General features: G+C 65.1%; 18 protein-coding genes. 10 read left to right on the top strand and 8 right to left on the bottom strand.

All coding sequences use genetic code 11. The features are described from left to right. The 8 genes from VF194_RS07930 to VF194_RS07895 all read right to left on the bottom strand — a co-directional run. Positions 1 to 461: GNAT family N-acetyltransferase (locus VF194_RS07930; protein WP_330889758.1), on the bottom strand; the 461-nt coding region annotated here is incomplete at its 3' end. Then, on the bottom strand, positions 458 to 748 hold the full coding sequence (locus tag VF194_RS07925; protein ID WP_330889756.1) for a DUF1778 domain-containing protein: 291 nt from the start codon (positions 746 to 748) through the stop codon (positions 458 to 460). The genes VF194_RS07925 and VF194_RS07930, both read right to left, overlap by 4 nt. Positions 749 to 964: 216 nt before the next feature. Further along, positions 965 to 1111: a hypothetical protein gene (locus VF194_RS07920; protein ID WP_330889754.1), complete on the bottom strand. Its 147-nt coding sequence runs from the start codon at positions 1109 to 1111 to the stop codon at positions 965 to 967. Then, positions 1108 to 1935 carry a type IV toxin-antitoxin system AbiEi family antitoxin domain-containing protein gene (locus VF194_RS07915; protein WP_330889752.1) on the bottom strand — a complete coding sequence of 276 codons (828 nt, stop codon included), beginning with the start codon at positions 1933 to 1935 and terminating at the stop codon, positions 1108 to 1110. Before VF194_RS07915 ends, VF194_RS07920 begins: the two co-directional genes overlap by 4 nt. A 165-nt stretch (positions 1936 to 2100) precedes the next feature. Continuing rightward, positions 2101 to 2325 carry a hypothetical protein gene (locus tag VF194_RS07910; RefSeq protein ID WP_330889751.1) on the bottom strand — a complete coding sequence of 75 codons (225 nt, stop codon included), beginning with the start codon at positions 2323 to 2325 and terminating at the stop codon, positions 2101 to 2103. Between the two features lie 191 nt (positions 2326 to 2516). Next, positions 2517 to 3002 carry a PAS domain-containing protein gene (locus VF194_RS07905; RefSeq protein ID WP_330889749.1) on the bottom strand — a complete coding sequence of 162 codons (486 nt, stop codon included), beginning with the start codon at positions 3000 to 3002 and terminating at the stop codon, positions 2517 to 2519. Positions 3003 to 3134: 132 nt separating this feature from the next. Continuing rightward, complete coding sequence (locus VF194_RS07900; RefSeq protein WP_330889747.1) at positions 3135 to 4409, bottom strand: adenylate/guanylate cyclase domain-containing protein; 1275 nt, start codon at positions 4407 to 4409, stop codon at positions 3135 to 3137. Positions 4410 to 4575: 166 nt separating this feature from the next. Continuing rightward, positions 4576 to 5337, bottom strand: a complete 762-nt coding sequence (locus tag VF194_RS07895; protein ID WP_330889745.1) for a Crp/Fnr family transcriptional regulator — start codon at positions 5335 to 5337, stop codon at positions 4576 to 4578. A gap of 270 nt (positions 5338 to 5607) precedes the next feature. Here VF194_RS07895 and VF194_RS07890 point away from each other — a divergent pair, with 270 nt between their 5' ends. The 10 genes from VF194_RS07890 (at position 5608) to VF194_RS07845 (ending at position 16185) form a co-directional block, all read left to right on the top strand. After that, a complete protein-coding gene (locus tag VF194_RS07890) occupies positions 5608 to 7422 on the top strand; it encodes a methanol/ethanol family PQQ-dependent dehydrogenase (RefSeq protein WP_330889743.1) in 1815 nt (604 codons plus the stop codon). After that, positions 7406 to 8272, top strand: a complete 867-nt coding sequence (locus tag VF194_RS07885; RefSeq protein WP_330889741.1) for a substrate-binding domain-containing protein — start codon at positions 7406 to 7408, stop codon at positions 8270 to 8272. Before VF194_RS07890 ends, VF194_RS07885 begins: the two co-directional genes overlap by 17 nt. A 10-nt stretch (positions 8273 to 8282) precedes the next feature. Further along, positions 8283 to 8909 carry a c-type cytochrome gene (locus tag VF194_RS07880; protein WP_330889739.1) on the top strand — a complete coding sequence of 209 codons (627 nt, stop codon included), beginning with the start codon at positions 8283 to 8285 and terminating at the stop codon, positions 8907 to 8909. Between the two features lie 25 nt (positions 8910 to 8934). Beyond that, positions 8935 to 9903: a cytochrome c oxidase subunit II gene (coxB, locus tag VF194_RS07875; RefSeq protein WP_330889738.1), complete on the top strand. Its 969-nt coding sequence runs from the start codon at positions 8935 to 8937 to the stop codon at positions 9901 to 9903. Between the two features lie 9 nt (positions 9904 to 9912). Beyond that, complete coding sequence (gene ctaD / locus VF194_RS07870; RefSeq protein WP_330889736.1) at positions 9913 to 11850, top strand: cytochrome c oxidase subunit I; 1938 nt, start codon at positions 9913 to 9915, stop codon at positions 11848 to 11850. Beyond that, the gene (locus VF194_RS07865) at positions 11847 to 12446 is read left to right on the top strand and encodes a cytochrome c oxidase subunit 3 (protein ID WP_330889734.1); all 600 of its coding nucleotides are present in this window, start codon (positions 11847 to 11849) and stop codon (positions 12444 to 12446) included. The genes ctaD and VF194_RS07865 overlap by 4 nt, the downstream gene beginning before the upstream one ends. A gap of 4 nt (positions 12447 to 12450) precedes the next feature. Then, entirely contained in the window at positions 12451 to 12891 is a 441-nt protein-coding gene (locus VF194_RS07860; RefSeq protein ID WP_330889732.1) for a hypothetical protein, read from the top strand. 122 nt (positions 12892 to 13013) lie between these two features. Then, positions 13014 to 14159, top strand: a complete 1146-nt coding sequence (locus tag VF194_RS07855) for a cytochrome c oxidase assembly protein (RefSeq protein WP_330889730.1) — start codon at positions 13014 to 13016, stop codon at positions 14157 to 14159. 90 nt (positions 14160 to 14249) lie between these two features. Next, complete coding sequence (locus tag VF194_RS07850) at positions 14250 to 14906, top strand: lytic transglycosylase domain-containing protein (RefSeq protein ID WP_330889728.1); 657 nt, start codon at positions 14250 to 14252, stop codon at positions 14904 to 14906. A gap of 103 nt (positions 14907 to 15009) precedes the next feature. Then, positions 15010 to 16185, top strand: a complete 1176-nt coding sequence (locus tag VF194_RS07845; RefSeq protein WP_330889726.1) for a 3-hydroxybenzoate 6-monooxygenase — start codon at positions 15010 to 15012, stop codon at positions 16183 to 16185. The last annotated feature ends 144 nt before the right edge of the window (positions 16186 to 16329 follow it).

The following is a 16329-nucleotide window of genomic DNA, read 5'->3' as shown; positions in this document are numbered from 1 at the left end:
GTGCGCGGCCGCCGGGCCAAAGGCGAGAAACCGTAGGCCGCATAGAAGGCGGCTGCGCGATCGTCGATGGCGTCGGCGAAGACTGCGTGCGCGCCGATGGGCGCGGTCGCCACGGTCTTGATGGCGTCGAACAGCAGGGCCGCTCCAAGCCCTTGCCCGGCGTAGTCGCTATGGCGCCCAAGCCAGCCGATCAGCACGGCCGGAACGGTCGGATAGCGCGGCAGTTTCTTGGCCAGCGGCGCGGGAACCTCATTCAAGGGCACATTGCTGGATGACAGCGTGTAGAAGCCCGCCACGCGATCCGTCGCGATCTCCCTGGCGACGAAACAGGTGGCGTAATTGCGCTTTACGTCCTGCGCGACGGTCTCGCGGAAGTAGGCGTCGATCCGGTCGTTGCCGCAGGTGAAATCCGCCCGCTTATGCGCCTTCGCCAGCGGCTCGATGGCGAAGCGGACGCTCACCGGCGTTCGATCAACTCGGCATGGCGCTTGGCCGCGCGGGCCAGCCGCGCATTCGGCTTGGACGGATTGATCAGCGCCTCGGCGAAGCGGATTTGGTCCTCGCGCGCGAGACGCATGATCTCGGCGTCCTCCACGACGCGCCTTGCGTCCTCGCCGGCGGTCGCGATCAGATAGCCGGTCAGGGTCATGCCGCGCAGGCGCGCTGCGCGCTGCATCTGGTCATAGATTTGCACCGGGATGCGCGCTTCCAATCGGGCGGTCTCGGCTTCGACGTGCGGCTTGGGCATAGGGGCCTCCTTCGAGGCATACCATACGGCAAAATGCCGTATTTTTCAAGTATCGTTTGGGGCTCAGCCACTGCCTACGCCCCCCCGGCCATATCTGCATGGCAAGTCCCGGGCTAGCCGACTCCGGGCCGGCCGCCTGGCTGTAAGCAGACCAGGCTCACTGGCACGATCGTGGTGCGGTCCCAGCCAGTCGCGCCCTTGTAGTTGACCTGCCACTCAAGCCCTATTGAAGAGGCCGCGCAGGAAGGGATCGGAGAAGATTGCGACAAGCGCGCGGCTGATGATGAGGTCTTGCTCGACCTGCCGCTGGCTTGCCCACGGCACCACCTTGTTCCAGGCGGTAATGTAATCCTGCGGGATCATTCGTCGATCTCCGGCGGGCGGCGGACGATCACGCGCCAGCGTTCATCGCGTTCGGATGGCGGCGGCGAAAGATCGGGATCGCCCGCCTGCTTGGGATCGAGTTCGACCCACGGCAGCGCGCCGCGCGCGGACAGCGCCGTGAACATCGCGTCCACCCTATCCGCATGGCCAAGTCTTCCGAGTAGATGGCCGAGGCGCTGCACGACCGCTTTCTCGAAAGCGCCCGAGAGGGAAGCAAGTTTTTCTGGTTGCAGCCGTTCGGCCAGTTCGGAAAGCACTGTTGCGATGTTATCGAGGCCCGCGCCGGACTGGGGATAGCGCACCAGGTCGAGCGCCGTCAGTTCCGGCGACGACAGTTTCATATATCCCGAGGGCGTCTTGCGATCCTCGATTCCCGCCGTCACTGCCGCCATGTCCTTGCGGTATGAAAAGGCGATGCGCGTGCGCCCGGCCTCGATGTCGGGCAAGAGCTTGTCCGTGACGACCTGGAACTCCATCACCGCCTGATGCGACGCGCCGTGCGCCGCCGCCGCCGCCAGCAGGCCCGCATAGTAGGGCCGTTTCTCATGGCGCATGAGGGCGTCGATATATAGCTCCGGCGGCGGCGCCCCCATCGTGGCGTACTGAGGCGGCACGACGACATAGAAGCCCCGCCGGAGCCGGATAAGCTGGCCGCGTCGCTGCAAGCGCTCGGCAGCGTCGAGGAATGCACCCCGGCTGATCCCGATTTCCTTCTGCGCTTCGTCAGCGGAAAAGACGCCCCGGCCCGCAGCCAGCAGGCGCGAGGCATAGGAAGACAGCGCTGATCGTTCAGTTCGAGTCATATCCCATTATCCGCTTTTAGAGCGGATATTTCAATATGATTCTAAGACGCGGATCATATTAGGAAATCCGCTTTAAGTGCGGAGTTCTGATTATGATACTGCGAAGGGCCTGCCCCGCTGCCTGCCGCTACGGCCGATAAGGGTTAACATCTTCTCGGATTTTCTCTAGGAGAGCCGGGACTGCCCCAAGGCCCCCAGGACACGCCCAAGGGCTTCATGGTCCTGGATGGGGCTGTTGCCCTTACGTTTGCGCGGCGCGGCATCCTCGCCGAGCAGCCGTTCCCGGATATAAGCCCCGAGCGTCTTGCCAGCCGCCTCGCTTTCCAGCCGCGCGCGTTCGGCTGCCGTCAGGCGCAGCGAGAAGGGCGTACTTGCGCGGGGTTTCCCCAACCGCTTTACGGAAATCACGGCGTAGGAGGCTTGTCATGCTCGCACCGCCGACCCGTAGGGTCTAGCTGTGCGAGATGGCGCTCCCACTCATCGAGAACCTCGAACAAAGTGTTCGAAGTTTCTCCTTCTAGGTGCGCCAATCCTCTCCGGATTTCCGCCCATTCTTCCGCTCGATCCCGCGCAAGGCGGGCTTAGGCCTCATCGGCGAAGTAGGTGACCGTGAGCAGCTGTTCGATCTCGGCGGCACCGACCGTCAGCGGCAGGGCGACCGATTCGAAATGCAGGAAGCTGCGGTCGACGAAATAATAGGTGCCGAGAATGCGCAACGGCTTGCGGTGCTCCAGCACCCAGGACAGGCCGGTGTCGAAATCCTCGTGGGCCTCGGCGGCCATGATCTCGTCGATGAACCGGCCGGTGGCGTCGCGGCCGGAATAATGGCTGATCAAGGTCCCGTACAGGCGGATGCGGAAGCGCCGCGGCGCGCCTTCGACCACCTCGTAGATCATCACGCGGCTCAGGTAGGGCCGCAGCACGAAGGGCGAGAAATCGGCGCGGTCTGGAACGCGGCGGCCGTTGCGCTTGCCGTGCCACAGCTCCAGCAGGCTCTGCAGCTCCGGCCGCTCGAAACGCAGGTCCGGATCGAAGCGGAAGCGGCTATTGACGATTTGCTGATTCACAGCTCCCCCCTCCGCCGGCCCAGCATAGCCGATAGCTCCGGCCGGGCGGGTAAAAATCTGATCGCGCAGAGCTTTTCAAGCGCCAGCGGGCTCCGGCTGGGGCGGTTTTTTCCCGGGAGATCCGCCGTTTCCTCATGCTGCCGGGATGGGGGCCGCCGTGCCGCCCGCCGCCTGCCAGAAGGCGGCATTCGGCGTCATGCCCTCGGCATCGGCAGAGAATTCCGGCCGGATGCGGCGCAGGAAATACATTTCCATCGGCCCCTTATGCTTGACATCGACCTGGCCGCGCGGCTCGACCTCGAACAGCCTTCCGGCCTGCTGCGCGGTCGTGGCCGCGATGTTGACCGCGCCGGGCGCGCAGGCCGCCTCCATGCGTTCGGCCACGTTCACCGCATTGCCCCAGACGTCATAGGTGAATTTGCGCTTGCCGACCACCCCCGCGACCAGCGAGCCGGTATTGATGCCGATGCGCAGTTCCCAGAGCGGCAGGCGCAGCTTTTCGCGCTGCCGGTTCGAGCGCGCGGTGAGCGCCTGCATCTGCAGGGCGGCAAGGCAGGCGTCGAAGGTATGGCTGCGGTTCTCGTCCGGCACGCCGCCGACGCAGAGATAGGCGTCGCCGATGGTCTTCAGCTTCTCCAGCCGATTGGCGGCGACGATATCGTCGAAGGCGGCGAAGCGGCGGTCGAGTTCGCCGATCAGGCTGACCGGATCGAGCCGTTCCGTCAGATGCGTGAATGCCTTGAAGTCGGCGAACAGGATGCTGGCGGATTCGTAATAGCGCGGCTGCACCCGGCGATGGTCCTTCAGCTCCTGCGCAATCGGCGCCGGCAGGATGTCGCGCAGCAGCAGTTCCGACTTGTCCCTCTCGGTCAGCAGCGCCGCGCGCGCCTCGTTGAGCTGGCGCAGCGTCTCGTCGCGCTCGCGCACCTGCCGGCGCAATTCGAGCTGCGCCATGGTCTGCCGCGCCAGGCGGCGGATCGCATCCTGCTGGCGCGGGCTGAGGTCGCGCGGCGTGAAATCGATGACGCAGAAGGTTCCCAGCGCATAGCCTTCCGGATTGATCAGCGGCATGCCGCAATAGAAGCGCACATAGGGCTCGCCGATGACGGTGCCGCAATTCTTGAAGCGCTCGTCCTTGGTCGTGTCGGGAATGTACAGCAGGTCGTTGCGGCACAGCGCCTCGTTGCAGACCGAGATGTCGCGCGGGCATTCGGTCAGCTCGAACGGCAGGCCGTATTTCGCCTTGAGGAATTCGCGCCGCTCGTCGATCAGGCCGATCAGCGCAGCGGGGCAATCGCAGATCTGCGCCGCCAGTTCGGCCAGGGCGTCGAAATCGAATTCGGGCAGGGTGTCGAGGATGTGATACTGATGCAGCGCATTCACGCGAGCCGCTTCTTCCGGCATCATGGCAGCCTCCCTCGCCAGCCGTATGTATGACCGGCTAGCCGAATGTCGCCCGCCCTTGGCGCCTGCCTGATGTTGTATGCAGTATAAGCCAGCGGCGGCAGGCGCGGCAGCGGAATCTGGCGGCGGCCAAATGGCTGATTTAGCCGGGAAATAAGCAGCGGCGCCGCTAATTGAGCGGTGCGGCCTCGCAGGGGCGGCTTTGCTCTGCCGGCGGATGATCGGCCTGCAGGGTCCGACGCAACAGGCCGTGGCAGGCGCAGGCGCAGGCTTCCAGCCGGGCAGCATCGCGCAGTTCGATCTGGCTGCGGCTGGCGCGGATCGCCCGCTCGCCTTCCAGCATGTGCAGCGCCACGGTGATGCCGGCGCGGCGCACGCCGAGCAGCGCGCCCAGCCGCGCATGGGTGATCTCGATCGGCGCCGGATACAGCCGCTCGCCGGCGGCCAGCAGCCAGCGCGCCAGCCGCCGCTCCACGCTGTGACTGGCATTGCAGGCGGAAAGCTGCATCGCCTCCATCATGCGCTCATGCGCGTGGCGCAGCAGCAGCCGGTGCAGATTCGGCAGCATCGGCAGCAGCTCGCGCAGGCGGCCGGTATCGATGCGCATCGCCTGGCAGGCGGTCTGGGTCACGGCGTAATGGCCGGCATGCTCGATGCCGAGCGCCGCGCCGACGCCGAGCATGCCCTCGCGGCCCACGCTGCCGACCTCGACGCGCTTGTCCCAGCCGGTCCGTCCCATCAGCGAGATCAGGCCCTGCTCGATGAAATCGCAATGCTGCAGGCGGGTGCCGGGCGAAAGGATCGGCATGTCCGGCGCATAGCTCGCCGGCTGCAGATGGGCATGCAGCAGCATCAGCTCGCTCGCCGGTAGCTGGCGCAGCAGGCCGTTGCGCGGATTGCCGGCCGAGATGGCGAGCCGCTGAAACGTCATCCGGTCGCGAATCCGCAAAGGGGTATGGGCAGTCATGGTGTGCGAGCAGGGCGAAGGAAGGGTGCGACATCAGCAACACGGCGCCTCTGCGGGAAGTTCCTTCCACCCGGTCCGGTCAGGACAACAAAGCTGCAATCTGGCAGGAGCGCGGGGCGTTTTGCTCCGTACGGTTGCGTACAGCGGCTTTCCGAGCCGGAACTTCCCGCCGCGACAAGCCTTGAGCACAGGCATCCGGAATGGTTCCGAAGCGGCGGGGAGGGTGTTGCGTCCATGCAGCAGCGCTGGCGATTTCTCCTGGCCATCCTGGCAGCGGGGCTTGCTGCCGGGCCGGCGGCGCATGCGCAGCAGACGCTCGAAGCGCTCAGCCATGACGACCGGCAATGGCCGATGGCGCCGAAGGATTACGCCAATACCCGCTTCAGCGGCCTTGAGCAGATCAACACGTCCAATGTCGGCAGGCTGCAGCTCGCCTGGACCTTTTCGGTCGGCAGGAATCGCGGCCAGGAGGCGGCGCCGCTGGTCGTCGATGGCATCCTCTACGTGGTCGGCCCCTATCCCAACAAGGTTTTCGCGCTCGATGCCGCCACCGGCGAGCTGAAATGGCGCTACGAGCCGAGGCCCAATCCGTCGGCGCAGGGAGTTGCCTGCTGCGACGTCGTCAACCGCGGACTGGCCTACGACAACGGCAGGATCTTCCTCAACACGCTGGACAATCATTCCGTCGCGCTCGATGCCGGCAGCGGCAAGGAGCTGTGGCACACCAAGCTCGGCGAGATCAGCCGCGGCGAGACGATCACGATGGCGCCCCTGGTGGTCAAGGGCAAGGTGCTGGTCGGCAATAGCGGCGGCGAGATGGGCGTGCGCGGCTGGCTGACGGCGCTGGACGAGGAGACCGGCAAGATCGCCTGGCGCGCCTATACCACCGGTCCCGACAAGGACGTGCTGATCGGCGACGGCTTCAGACCCTTCTACGGCAAGCTGAAAGGCAAGGATCTCGGCGTGAAGACCTGGCCGGCCGATCACTGGAAGATCGGCGGCGGCACGGTCTGGGGCTGGATCTCCTACGATCCGGCGCTCGACCTAATCTATTACGGCACCGCCAATGCCGGTCCGTGGAATGCCGATCAGCGTCCCGGCGACAATCTCTGGACCACGGCGATTTTCGCGCGCAAGCCGGAGGACGGTTCGGCGCGATGGGCGGTGCAGCTCAATCCGCACGATCTATACGACTATGACGAGATCAACGAGAATGTCCTCGTCGAGCTGCCGATCGGCGGCGAGAGCCGCAAGGTCCTGATCCATCCCGGCCGCAACGGCTATATGTACGTGATCGACCGCGCCAGCGGCGAAATCCTGTCGGCCGATGCCTACGACACCGTCACCAGCAGCAAGGGCGTCGATCTGAAGACCGGAGCGATCATTCCCAATGCCGAGAAGGAAACCCGTGTCGGCAAGACGGTGAAGGATATCTGTCCGGCGGCACCCGGCGCCAAGGACTGGCAGCCGACGGCCTGGTCGCCGCGCACCGGGCTGCTTTATGTCCCGCATCAGCATATCTGCATGAACTGGAAGAGCGAGGAGGTCGGCTATATCGCCGGCACGCCCTATGTCGGCGCCGAGGTCGATATGTATGCCGGACCGGGCGGTCACGCGGGCGAGTTCATGGCCTGGGACCCGGTCAAGCGCGTCAAGGCCTGGGCCATCGAGGAGCAGTTCCCCGTCTGGAGCGGCGCCCTGGTGACCGGCGGCGACGTCGCCTTCTACGGCACGCTGGATCGCTGGTTCAAGGCGGTGGACGCCAGGAGCGGCGACGTGCTGTGGAAGTTCCATTCCGGCTCCGGCCTCATCGGTCAGCCCACCACTTTCGTCGGCGGCGATGGCCGGCAGTATGTCGCGATCATGGCCGGTGTCGGCGGCTGGCCGGGCGCCTTGGCGAATTCGGAGCTGGATCCGCGGGTGCGCAATGGCGCGCTGGGATTCACCGGTGCGGTGCAGGCGCTGCCGGCCTATACGGTGGGCGGCAGCGAGTTGCTGGTTTTCGCCTTGCCCCAAAAGGCGGAGCAGAGCAATGCCGGGCCGCAGTAATCGGGCCGCTTTCGCCTTCGCGGCTTTCGCTGCCATCGCCGGGCCGGCTTGCGGACATGCGGCCGAGGATATGAATGCGGATGTCCTGCGGGTCTGCGCCGATCCGAACAACCTGCCGTTCTCGAACCAGGCGAAGCAGGGCTTCGAAAACAGGCTGGCCGACATGATGGCGGCGGAACTGGGGCGCGGCGAGGTTTCCTACACCTGGTGGGCGCAGCGCCGCGGCTTCATCCGCAACACGCTGAAAGCCGGCGACTGCGATGTCGTGATCGGCGTGCCCGCGAAGCTGGAGATGGTGGCGACGACGCGGGCGTATTACCGCTCATCCTATGTCTTCGTGACCCGCGCGGATCGCCATATCGATATGGCATCGCTGGCCGATCCGCGCCTTAAAAGCCTGAGGATCGGCGTACACCTGATCGGCGATGACGGCGCGAATACCCCGCCGGCCACCATCCTCGGCCATGAAGGCATCGTCGACAATGTCGTCGGCTACACCATCTATGGCGATTATCGCGAGCCCAATCCGCCGGCGCGGCTGATTCAGGCGGTCGTCGACGGCGATATCGACATTGCCGCGGCCTGGGGGCCATTGGCGGGCTACTTCGCCGGGCGATCGCCCGTTCCGCTCACCGTCAGACTGATCACCGACCGCGCCGATCAGCCGGCATATGCGCTGCAATTCGATGTCGCGATGGGCGTGCGCAAGCAGGACAAGGCGCTGCGGGCCCAGCTCGATCGGGCCATCGCGCGCCGGCAGGCGGATATCGAGGCTTTGCTGAAAAGCTATGGCGTGCCGCTGCTGCCGCCTCTCGACGGCGGGAGCGAAAGCGCGCAAGGGCGCCGATAGGAGTCCGTGAATGCGAAAGTTCCGCCTTCGCATCCCTCTCCTGGCCGGAAGCATTCTCGGTGCCGCCGGCGCGGCGGCGGTCGGCGCCGCGCAAGTCAATCAGCCGATAAGCCAGGCCGGCCAAAGCACCCGCATCGGCACCGACCCCACCGGCAATGCCGCGCCGCCGCGGCCGTCTTTGCTGCAGGTTCCGGTCTCAAAGATATTCCCTGGCAACGTCGGGACCGGCCCCGATATTCGGAATCCGGTGGCGAACGACCCGGAGGCGCCAGAGCGTGGCATGCGGGCCTTCGCCGCCTTCAATTGCGTCGGTTGCCATGCCCCGAACGGCGCCGGCGGCATGGGGCCGGCGTTGAGCAACGACATCTTCCTGTACGGCTCTTCCGCCGCCAACATCTATCTGACCATCCTGCAGGGACGGCCGAACGGCATGCCGGCCTGGGGTAGAACGCTGCCCGACCGGATCGTCTGGGACCTCGTTGCCTATATCAAGAGCATCAGCAACGAGCCGAAGGCACAGTGGGGCCGGACGATATCGCCGACCAGCCCCGATTACGAACAGGTGCCGGCCGAATTCGTCAAGACCACGCAACCGTGGAAATACACGCAGCCCTTCCGCAAAGGCCAGAAGCCGTGACGGGGCGTAGCGGCAGGCGGCAGCGATGATCGATCAGGCGCCGCTCAATTATCTGCAAGCCTTCGGCATCAAGGCCGACAAGGTGGTGCCGCTGATCTGGGGGCTGGCGGTCATCTCGATCATCGTGGTCGTGATCGTTTCCGTGCTGGTGCTTGTCGGCGCGCTGCGGCGTGGCCGGGCCTTCTCCCCAAACCCGGACGCCATGCCGCCGGTCGAGCGGGCGGGTTCGGGCCTGCCCTGGATCACCATCGGCGTCGGGCTTTCCACCCTGGTGCTGATCGCGGCGATGGTATGGACCGTGGCGACGATGGCGGCGATCAACCGCCCGTCGCGCCAGCCGGACCTGACCATCGAAGTCCGCGCGCATCAATGGTGGTGGGAGGCGCGCTATCTCAGCGGCGATCCGTCGCGAATCTTCAGGACGGCGAACGAAATCCATATTCCCGTCGGGCCGCCGGTCAAGATCAACCTGGCCAGCTCGGATGTCATTCATTCCTTCTGGGTCCCGGCGATCGGCGGCAAGCTGGATGCCATTCCCGGCCAGACCAATGCCACCTGGCTGGAAGCCCGCAAGCCCGGCACCTATCGCGGCCAATGCACGGAATATTGCGGCCTGCAGCATGCCCGTATGGGGTTTGTCGTCGTTGCCGAGCCGCCCGACGAGTTCCGCGCCTGGTGGGACAGCCAGTTGCGGGCGCAGGCTTCGTCAGGACCGCATGATGGCCTGGCCGGCGGCAGGCAGCTCTTCGTGCAGCGCTGCGGCGCCTGCCACACCGTGCGCGGCACGCAGGCCGGCGGCATCATGGGACCCGATCTGACGCATGTGATGAGCCGCGGCACCATCGCTGCAGGCACCCTGCCGAATACGACCGCGAATCTGGCCGGCTGGATCGCCAACCCGCAGACCATCAAGCCCGGCAGCCTGATGCCGAATATCGGCTTGTCCGGCCCCGAATTGGCCAGCATCCGCGCCTATGTCGAAACGCTGAAATGAGGAGGTTCGATGGCCGGCGGCAGTTATGAGCGCTCTCCCCGGATCGAAACCCTCGGCTACGACTCGCCGACGGCGGAGATGCTGGAGACCATCTGGAAGACCAAATCCTGGTTCGCCACCGTCGATCACAAGGAGATCGGCCGCCGCTATATCGTCACGGCATTCGTCTTCCTGATCCTGGGCGGCATCGAGGCGCTCGTGATGCGTCTGCAACTGGCGCGCCCGGAAAGCGCCTTGCTGACGCCGGAGCAGTATAACGAGCTGTTCTCGACGCATGGCATGACGATGATCTTCCTCTATGCGTCCCCGATCCTGTCCGGCTTCAGCAATTTCCTGTTTCCTTTGCTGCTCGGCTCGCGCGACATGGCATTCCCGCGGCTGAACGCCTTTTCCTACTGGGTCTATCTGGCGGCGGGAATTTTCATGTATGCCGGCTTCGCGATCGGCGCCGGCCCCAACGACGGCTGGTTCAATTACACGCCCTATGCCTCCAGGCCGTTCAATCCCGGGCTGAACATGGATTTCTACGCGCTGGGGATGATTCTGCTGGGGATTTCCACCACGGTGGGCGCGGCGAATTTCGTCGTCACCGTCTGGCGCATGCGGGCACCCGGCATGTCGATCAACCGCCTGCCGATCATGATCTGGGGCACGTTCACCGTCTCGTTCGGCAATCTGCTGGCGGTTCCCGCCGTCAGCCTCGCCTTCCTCCTGCTATGGCTGGATCGCAATATCGGCACGCATTTCTACGATATTGCAGGCGAGGGGCATCCATTGCTTTGGCAGCACCTGTTCTGGATTTTCGCGCATCCCTGGGTCTATGTCATCGTGCTGCCGGCGATGGGCATGGTCTCCGACGGCCTGCCGGTCTTCTGCCGGCGCCCGCTGGTCGGCTATACCGCGGTGGCGCTGTCGACGGTCGCGACCATGGTGCTGGGCTTTGGCGTCTGGCTGCATCACATGTTCGCCGTCGGCCTGCCTTTCATGGCGGTGTCCTTCTTCAGCGGCGCCTCCTTCGTCATCACGATTCCGAGCGCCGTGGCCGTCTTCGCCTGGGTGGCGACGATCTGGACGGGCCGGCCGGTCTTCACCGTCGCCTTCCTCTATTTCGCCAGCTTCATCGCCATGTTCGTCATCGGCGGCGTTTCCGGCTTCATGACCGCTGCGGTGCCCGCCGATCTGCAGTTCACCGACACCTACTTCGTCGTCGCGCATATCCATTACGTGCTGATCGGCATCAATGTCTTTGCCGTTCTGGGGGCGGTCTATTTCTGGTTTCCCAAGATGACCGGCAAGATGCTGGATGAAAAGCTGGGCCGCTGGGCCTTCTGGTTCATCTTCGCCGGCTTCAATATCGCCTTCCTGCCGATGCACCTCACCGGCCTGATGGGCATGCCGCGCCGCATCTACACCTATCCGGCGCATTTCGGCTGGGACGCCCTGAACCTGATCACCAGTATCGGCTCCTTCATCCTCGCCGTCGGTTTCCTCCTGTTCCTGGTCAATGTCTTCCAGGGCTTGCGCAGCGGGCGGCCGGCCGGGCCGAATCCGTGGCAGGGGCCGACGCTGGAATGGTCCACGCCGTCGCCGCCACCCTCCTACAATTTCGCCGTCATCCCGATCATCGCCAGCCGGCATCCGCTCTGGGAGGACCGGCTGCAGGAAGGTCCAGGGCAATCGTCGATCCGGCGCGGCTTCGTCCTGGACCATGGCAAGGAGGCGCTGGCCAGCACGACGCTGGATGGCGAGCCGGATCTGATCGTGAAGATGCCGGAGGATTCCTACGCTCCGCTCGTGGTGACGCTCGCCATCACGCTTGGCTTCGTTTCGCTGCTGCTGCATTGGTGGTGGATCGCCGGAGCCGGCCTGAGCGGCGTGCTGCTGGGCGTATTGGTCTGGCTTTGGCCGGAGCCGCGCCTCGGCCAGATGACGGAGCGCAGGCCATGAGCGACACGGTGCTGACCAACCGGCCGCTCCCGGTCGGCAGCGTCGATCGCCGCGCCGCCGGCTGGTGGGGCATGCTGACGCTGATCCTGACCGAGGCGGCGCTCTTCGTATATCTGCTGTTCAGCTACTACTACATCGCGCTGCAATACGGGCGAAGCTGGCTGCCGAACGAATTGCCGAGCTTCAGGCTGTCGGTGCCGAACACCGCGATGCTCCTCCTCAGCAGCGTTGCCGTCTGGTGGGGCGAGCGCGGCATCAAGAGAGGCCGGCGCGGCCAACTTGTCCTTGGCCTCGCCATCGGCATCCTGCTGGGTATCGCCTTTGTCGGCGTGCAATTGATCGAGTGGTCGGAAAAGACCTTCACGATAAGCACCAGCTCCTACGGCTCGCTCTATTTCACCGTGACCGGCTTCCACATGGCGCATGTCGTCGTCGGCCTGATCATCCTGATTGCGCTGCTGGTCTGGGCGATTTTGAACTACTTCGACAGTAAGCGGCATGCCCCGGTGCCGATTGGATCGGTCTACTGGCATTTCGTCGATGTGGTGTGGCTGTGCGTTTTCACCACCTTCTACGTCACGCCCTATCTGAGTTGAGGCCATGGCATCCGACTCGCCCGACGCCATCCAGCATCCGGCCCCGCACCGCGGGAGGATTTCTCTGTCCGCATTGTTCTTCGGCCTCTGGGGCGCGCCGCTCGCCTGGGGATTGCAGCTCGTGGTCAATTACGGCCTGTCCAGCCACGCCTGCTACCCCGCGGACTTGCCGCGTTCGGCGGCCCTGCCGGGATGGGGATGGGTCTGGGGCGGATTGCTGGTCATCAACCTGCTGGCTCTGGCGGTTGCGGCCTGGGCAGCCTGGGTCGGCTGGCGGAACTGGCGGATCACGCGGGAGGAGACGACCAGCGACCCGCATCATCCGATCGAGACCGGCTTGGGGCGCACGCGGTTCTTCTCGCTCTGGGGCATGATGAGCGGCCTGGGATTCCTGGTGGCGACCGCGTTCGACACCATTGCCGTTTTCGGACTGCCGCTATGTTGAGGCCGATGCTTTCCGTCGCCGCCATCGCGGCTGCAGCGGTTTCCGCCTTTACGCGAAACGCGGCCGCCCATGGGCAGTCCGCGTCGGTTGCCGCCGATCCCGGTTGGCTCGAGGATCCGTGGGTGATTGCCGCATTGCTTGCCGCAGTGGCGCTCTATACAGCGGGCCGGCGGCGGCTGTCGCGGCGCGCGGGCCGTCCGGTGATCGCAATGACGGCGCGGCTGGCGTTCTACGCAGCGATGGCCGCACTGGCCGCCGCCCTTATTTCGCCGATCGACGGCTATGCCACGATCCTGTTCTCCATTCATATGGTGCAGCATCTTCTGCTGATCATCGTCGCCGCCCCGCTGCTGGCCTGGTCGCGGCCGCTTCTGGTGCTTTTCTGGTCGCTGCCGCGCGCCTGGCGCAAACGGCTGGCCGCCGGCTGGCTGGCGCGCAGCCTGCCGCGGCATGTCGGCTGGGCCGCGCATCCCCTGTCGCTCTGGGGTTTGTTCTGCGGCATCTTCGTCTTCTGGCATTTGCCGGGGCCGTATCAATGGGCCCTGGGCGATGATCTGCTGCACAGCTTCGAGCATGTGTCGCTGCTTGCCGCGGCATACGGTTTCTGGTCGGTCGTTATCGTTCCCGATGGCCGGCGCCGCCTCGATTACGGCACGTCGCTGCTATTCGTGGCCAGTGCGGCGATCTTCAGCGGCCTGCCCGGGGCATTGATGATCCTGGCGACGCATCTGCTTTATGCCGCGCATGCCGTGACGGTAATGCCATGGAGCCTGACGCCGCTGCAGGATCAGCAGCTGGCCGGCCTGATCATGTGGATACCGGCAGGCATGGCCTATCTTGCGGCGATCTGCGCGCTGTTCGTTTGCTGGCTGCGGGACGCCGAGAAGCGCGCCAATGCACGCCTGACCACGATCGGTCCGCTGCTGATCGTCGCGCTGCTCATGGCTGGCTGCGACGAGCCGCAGGCGGCGCAGATGAAAGATTTCGGCGGCAACGCCGAACGGGGCAAATCGGCCATCAGCCAGATCGGCTGCGGCAGCTGTCACATCATTCCGGGCGTGACCGGCGCGCGCGGTCTGGCCGGGCCGCCGCTGTCGCAGATGGGGCGGCGCGCCTATGTCGCCGGCGTGCTGCCGAACACCCCCGAGAATCTCATGGCCTGGCTGCAACATCCGCAGCGGATCGCCCCCGGCAATGCCATGCCGGATATGGATTTGAGCGAACGACAGGCCCGCGATATCGCCGCCTACCTGTATACCCTGCGCTGAAGGCACGAATTCTGTGGAAAACTGCGGGAACGCGGTGACCAATCGTGGACGCACCGGGGCCGGAGCATCGTTTGCCGCGTTTATAGCGGCATGGACATCCTGACACTGATCCTGCTGTCCGCGGCTGCCGGAACAGCAGAGCCGAAAGCCGGCCCCTCGCTGCCGCCGCATAACCGCGACTCCGCCGCGATCAGGTCCGTAACCATTCCGGACAAATGGCAGCCGCTGATCCACGCTGCCGCCAGACGGTTTGAAATTCCGGAATGGTGGATTCGCGCGGTCATGGAGGTGGAAAGCAGCGGCCGTACCATGGCGCACGGCCGGCCCATCGTTTCGCCGGTCGGCGCGATGGGGCTCATGCAGATCATGCCGGAAACCTATGCCAAGCTGCGCAAGGCCTTCGGGCTCGGCAAGAACCCGCATGATCCGCGCGACAACATCCTTGCCGGCGCGGCCTATCTGCGGCTGATGTACGATCAGTTCGGCTGGCCGGGATTGTTCGCGGCCTACAATGCCGGTCCGGCGCGCTTTGCCGCCTATCTGGAAGGCAAGCAGGATCTGCCGGCCGAGACCCGGCAATTCCTCCATAAGCTTGGCGACGCGCTGGATCGCGCCATGCCGCCGCCCAGCGCGCCGATCCGGACCGCCACGGCGCGACGACATGGCGCCATGCGGGACAAGCACGCGCTGCTCGGCTACGACCTGCCATACGAAGACAGTCCATACGACATGCTGGCCGGACCCTGACGGGTCCTTTAAGCAGCAGAAAGCTATTGACACGGAGATTAAGTCCGTATACGGATTATAGCAACCGCACGAAGCTGCGGGCGTAAGGGGGGAGGACTGCAACATGACGCAACAACAGGACCGGCCTGTCATCATCATCGGCGGCGGCATCGGCGGCCTGACGAGTGCGCTCGCTCTGGCGCTCAAGGGCATCCGCTCGATCTTGCTCGAGCAATCGAGCGAGTTCCGCGAGGTCGGCGCCGGCATTCAGCTCGGCCCCAACGTCTTCCGCCGCTTCGCGCGGCTCGGCATTCGCGCGGCCATCGAGGCTGACGCGGTCTTTCCCGACAACCTGATCATGCGCGATGCGCTGACCGGAGAGGAAGTCACCCGCATTCCGATGGGCGAGACCTGCATCGCCCGTTTCGGCATGCCCTACGCGGTGACGCATCGCGCCGACCTGCACGGCACTTTGCTCAAGGCCTGCCAGGCGCAGCCGTCGATCGAATTGCGCACCGGCACGAAAGTGGTCGGCCACGAAGATACCGGCGACGGCGTCAGGGTGACCCTGGCCGATGGCGAGAAGATCGCCGGCGACAGCCTGATCGCCTGCGACGGATTGTGGTCGCAGGTCCGCGATGCCGTCGTCGGCGACGGCAAGCCGCGCGTCTCCGGCCATATCGCCTATCGCGCCGTCCTGCCGATCGACGAAGTGCCCGCCGCGCAGCGTGAGAGGAACGTGGTGCTATGGGCCGGACCGAAGACGCATCTCGTGCATTACCCGCTACGCCGCGGCACGCTGTACAACCTCGTCGCCGTTTTTCACAGCAACCGCTACGAAGAAGGCTGGAACAGCTTCGGCGATCCCGAAGAGCTTCACGAGCGCTTCGCCGGTCAGCAGCCCGAGGTCCTCACCCTGTTGGGCAAGATCGAAGCCTGGCGCATGTGGGTACTGTGCGACCGCGAGCCGGTCGCGGATTGGACCAAGGGCCGTGTGACGCTGCTGGGCGACGCGGCGCATCCGATGCTGCAGTATCTTGCGCAGGGCGCCTGCATGGCGATCGAGGATGCCGTCTGCCTGGCGGATCATCTCAGCCAGTCGCGCGACGATCCGAACAAGGCCTTCATCGCCTATCAGAAGGAGCGCTACCTGCGCACGGCGCGGGTGCAGATCATGGCGCGCGTCTATGGCGATTTCTATCATGCCACCGGGCCGGTGCGCGAATTGCGCAACGCCTTCCTGTCCGGCCGCACCGCCGACCAGGCGCATAACGGCAATGTCTGGCTCTATGGCGGATGATGCTCTAGAGCGTAGTTCGATGTCTCTGAATCGTGTCTTGGGACCTGTTTGAGACGGTGGTGAGTCCTTTGTGAGTCGGCGCCGGTTTTGGGTTTCGGGTTTTCGACGAATCAGATTCACCATCCCTGCTGGTAGGAGGTCAGC

This window comes from Ferrovibrio sp. (assembly GCF_036381655.1).
GTDB lineage: Bacteria > Pseudomonadota > Alphaproteobacteria > Ferrovibrionales > Ferrovibrionaceae > Ferrovibrio.
Note: the sequence above shows the minus strand (reverse complement) of the source record. Positions and strands in the feature narration are given on the sequence as shown.

Bases quoted from the DNA above. Each gene is read 5' to 3' on its own strand.
- VF194_RS07925 (WP_330889756.1), bottom strand. From the start codon at position 748: ATGCCCAAGCCGCACGTCGAAGCCGAGACCGCCCGATTGGAAGCGCGC.
- VF194_RS07920 (WP_330889754.1), bottom strand. From the start codon at position 1,111: ATGATCCCGCAGGATTACATTACCGCCTGGAACAAGGTGGTGCCGTGG.
- VF194_RS07915 (WP_330889752.1), bottom strand. From the start codon at position 1,935: ATGACTCGAACTGAACGATCAGCGCTGTCTTCCTATGCCTCGCGCCTG.
- VF194_RS07900 (WP_330889747.1), bottom strand. From the start codon at position 4,409: ATGATGCCGGAAGAAGCGGCTCGCGTGAATGCGCTGCATCAGTATCAC.
- VF194_RS07895 (WP_330889745.1), bottom strand. From the start codon at position 5,337: ATGACGTTTCAGCGGCTCGCCATCTCGGCCGGCAATCCGCGCAACGGC.
- VF194_RS07890 (WP_330889743.1), top strand. From the start codon at position 5,608: ATGCAGCAGCGCTGGCGATTTCTCCTGGCCATCCTGGCAGCGGGGCTT.
- VF194_RS07885 (WP_330889741.1), top strand. From the start codon at position 7,406: ATGCCGGGCCGCAGTAATCGGGCCGCTTTCGCCTTCGCGGCTTTCGCT.
- VF194_RS07880 (WP_330889739.1), top strand. From the start codon at position 8,283: ATGCGAAAGTTCCGCCTTCGCATCCCTCTCCTGGCCGGAAGCATTCTC.
- coxB (WP_330889738.1), top strand. From the start codon at position 8,935: ATGATCGATCAGGCGCCGCTCAATTATCTGCAAGCCTTCGGCATCAAG.
- ctaD (WP_330889736.1), top strand. From the start codon at position 9,913: ATGGCCGGCGGCAGTTATGAGCGCTCTCCCCGGATCGAAACCCTCGGC.
- VF194_RS07865 (WP_330889734.1), top strand. From the start codon at position 11,847: ATGAGCGACACGGTGCTGACCAACCGGCCGCTCCCGGTCGGCAGCGTC.
- VF194_RS07860 (WP_330889732.1), top strand. From the start codon at position 12,451: ATGGCATCCGACTCGCCCGACGCCATCCAGCATCCGGCCCCGCACCGC.
- VF194_RS07850 (WP_330889728.1), top strand. From the start codon at position 14,250: ATGGACATCCTGACACTGATCCTGCTGTCCGCGGCTGCCGGAACAGCA.
- VF194_RS07845 (WP_330889726.1), top strand. From the start codon at position 15,010: ATGACGCAACAACAGGACCGGCCTGTCATCATCATCGGCGGCGGCATC.